1 protein-coding gene is annotated in these 1,217 nt (G+C 65.8%); it reads left to right on the forward strand.

Going from position 1 to position 1,217, the window contains the following annotated elements; all coding sequences use genetic code 11:
- Nucleotides 1–254: 254 nt before the first annotated feature.
- A complete protein-coding gene (locus tag GGC30_RS16155) occupies nt 255–1,046 on the forward strand; it encodes a hydroxyacylglutathione hydrolase (RefSeq protein ID WP_040214187.1) in 792 nt (263 codons plus the stop codon).
- Nucleotides 1,047–1,217: the final 171 nt, after the last annotated feature.

Raw genomic sequence — 1,217 nt, forward strand, 5'->3', positions numbered from 1 at the left:
AACTGGCTTTGAGAAATCAACCCAGCAGTCCCCTGTGTGCATGCCTGAGACGCCCCAAACGTGTGCTATACTTGACGCCCCAAACGTGTGCTATACTTGTGCTCATGCGGTTGGATTTCCTATCCCCGGCACGGCGCGCGGAGGACGGCGAGGCGCTGGCAGAGTAGCGCGGCGCTGCGCCCACGAAGGCGGGCGCGGGTTCCTACAATGGCCCGACCCCCACGATCCCCCCCATCGATTCCCCAGGAGCCCCCATGCTCGTCGAACGCATCTGGACCGGTAATTCGTACCGCAACTTCAACTACCTGATCGCCTGCCCCGAGACCGGCGAAGCGCTGGCGATCGATCCGCTGGACCATGAAAAAACCCTGAACACGGCCAGGGTCAAGGGCTGGCAGATCACGCAGATCCTCAACACGCACGAGCACCACGACCACACCGGCGGCAACGCGGCCGTGGTGGCGGCCACCGGCGCCAAGGTGATCGCGCACCACAAGGCCGCGGGCAAGATCGAAGGCATGGACCGCGGCGTGAAGGCCGGGGACGTGATCAAGGTCGGCCGGCACATCGAACTGGAATGCCTGGACACGCCCGGCCACACGATGTGCCACATCTGCCTGCGCTCGCACACCGACGAGCCGGCGCTGTTCTCCGGCGACACGCTGTTCAACGCGGGCGCGGGCAACGTGCACTACGGCGGCAGCGTGGACGAGCTCTACACCACCTTCGTGCAGCAGCTCGCGAAGCTGCCGGAGAACACCCGCGTCTACCCGGGGCACGACTACATCGAGAACAACCTGCGCTTCACGCTCGCGCGCGAGCCCGGCAACGCGGCCGCGCAGGCATTGCTGCCGCGGGTGACCGGGCATGACCCGGCCACTTCGGTGGTCACCACGCTGGCCGAGGAGAAGCGCTTCAACACCTTCTTCCGCCTGGCCAGCCCCGAGGTGATCGCCAAGCTGCGCGAGAGCTTTCCCGAGCTGCCGGAACAGCCCGACGCGAAGACCGTGTTCACCAAGCTGCGCGAGCTGCGCAACCAGTGGTGAGCAGCGGCCGGCGCCGGCCCCTTACTTCAGCGTGAACCGCACGGTGTGCACTTCCATGTCTGCGCAGTCGATGGCGTGTTTGAGGAAGTGGCGGGCGAGGAGGGCGATGCTGCTGATGCAGCTTCTCAAAGCTCACCATCGCGCATCATCTTCCACCCCGCCACCGGCGTG

This window comes from Brevundimonas sp. SPF441, from assembly GCF_009661015.1.
GTDB classification, from domain to species: domain Bacteria; phylum Pseudomonadota; class Alphaproteobacteria; order Caulobacterales; family Caulobacteraceae; genus Brevundimonas; species Brevundimonas vesicularis.